Source organism: Methylophilus sp. 14 (assembly GCF_015354345.1).
GTDB lineage: Bacteria > Pseudomonadota > Gammaproteobacteria > Burkholderiales > Methylophilaceae > Methylophilus.
Genome location: NZ_JADKYS010000014.1, coordinates 1 through 1,231, shown reverse-complemented (window position 1 = coordinate 1,231; position 1,231 = coordinate 1). Strand labels below are relative to the sequence as shown.

Genomic DNA, 1,231 nt, shown 5'->3' with positions numbered 1-1,231 from the left:
TGGACTACCCACGCTTTGATAGACACCGTTATAGTTTAATTAAACTGAACGGAGTAGATGATGGCAAGGGAACGATTTGCAGAAGAATTTAAGGCAGAGGCAGTACGCCAGGTAGTTGAACGTGGCTTTTCAGTGGCTGATGTAGCAAACAGACTCGGAGTATCAGCACAAAGTCTTTATAAGTGGGTTAGAGCTTCGGAACCGTCGGATGAAGAAAAATCTAAAACCGAGCTGATTGAAGTGAAACGTGAGAATCTTCGCTTGCGCGCAGAGTTGGCCAGAGCCCAGGAAGAGCGGGATATTTTAAAAAAGGCCGCCGCGTACTTTGCAAGACAGCCAGAGTAAAGTACGCCTTTATTGAGGCGGCTAGCAATGAGCACAAGATCCGACCGATGTGTCATCTGCTAGGCGTTCATCCTAGTGGGTTTTATGCATGGCGTCATAAACCAGAATCTAATCGAAGTATAGAGGATAGGCGCCTACTAGGTTTGATCAAAGAGTCTTTTGAAGCTAGCCAGGGGATTTACGGTAGCAGGCGAGTATTTTGCGATCTGAGAGAGGTCGGAGAGTCTTGTGGTGTGCATCGTGTCGCCAGGATCATGCGAGCGAATGGGATCGCAGCACTACGTGGATACAGAAAGCACCGCTTTAAATATCATAAGCCAGCGAAAGCAGCACCGAACCGATTATCGCAGCAGTTCTATATGCACTCACCTGATGAAGCATGGGTGACAGACATTACCTATATTCGGACTCTACAGGGTTGGTTGTATTTGGCTGTGGTGTTAGACCTGTTCTCTCGCAAGGTGATTGGCTGGTCAATGAAATCAACCTTGGCTAAGGAAATCGTGTTGGATGCGATTTTAATGGCGGTATGGCGCCGTAAACCAGCTAAGCCCGTCATTATTCATTCTGACCAAGGATCACAATATAGCAGTGACGAATGGAAGCGATTTTGCGAGCAACATCAACTTCAGGCAAGCATGAGTCGCAGAGGCAACTGTTACGACAATGCAGTGGCTGAATCTTTTTTTAGCAGCCTAAAAAAGGAAAGAATCCGCAATCATGTGTATCATTCGAGAGATAAAGCACGCGCTGATATTTTTGATTATATTGAAGTGTTTTATAACAGGGCCAGACGACACTCACACCTAAATGGCATGAGCCCTGAAGCGTTTGAAGAGGTCTGGCGCAAACAAGGCTAGGTGTCTACAAAACCGTGGGTAGTCCA

The 1,231-nt window shown here is 46.5% G+C and carries 1 protein-coding gene; it reads left to right on the top strand.

Features of this window, described 5'->3' with window-relative positions; genetic code table 11:
- The first annotated feature begins 60 nt into the window (after nucleotides 1–60).
- A protein-coding gene (locus tag INP78_RS14500; RefSeq protein ID WP_228522929.1) for an IS3 family transposase occupies nucleotides 61–1,205 on the top strand; the annotation gives its coding sequence in 2 pieces (ribosomal slippage) (nucleotides 61–304 and nucleotides 304–1,205; 1,146 coding nt in all).
- Nucleotides 1,206–1,231: the final 26 nt, after the last annotated feature.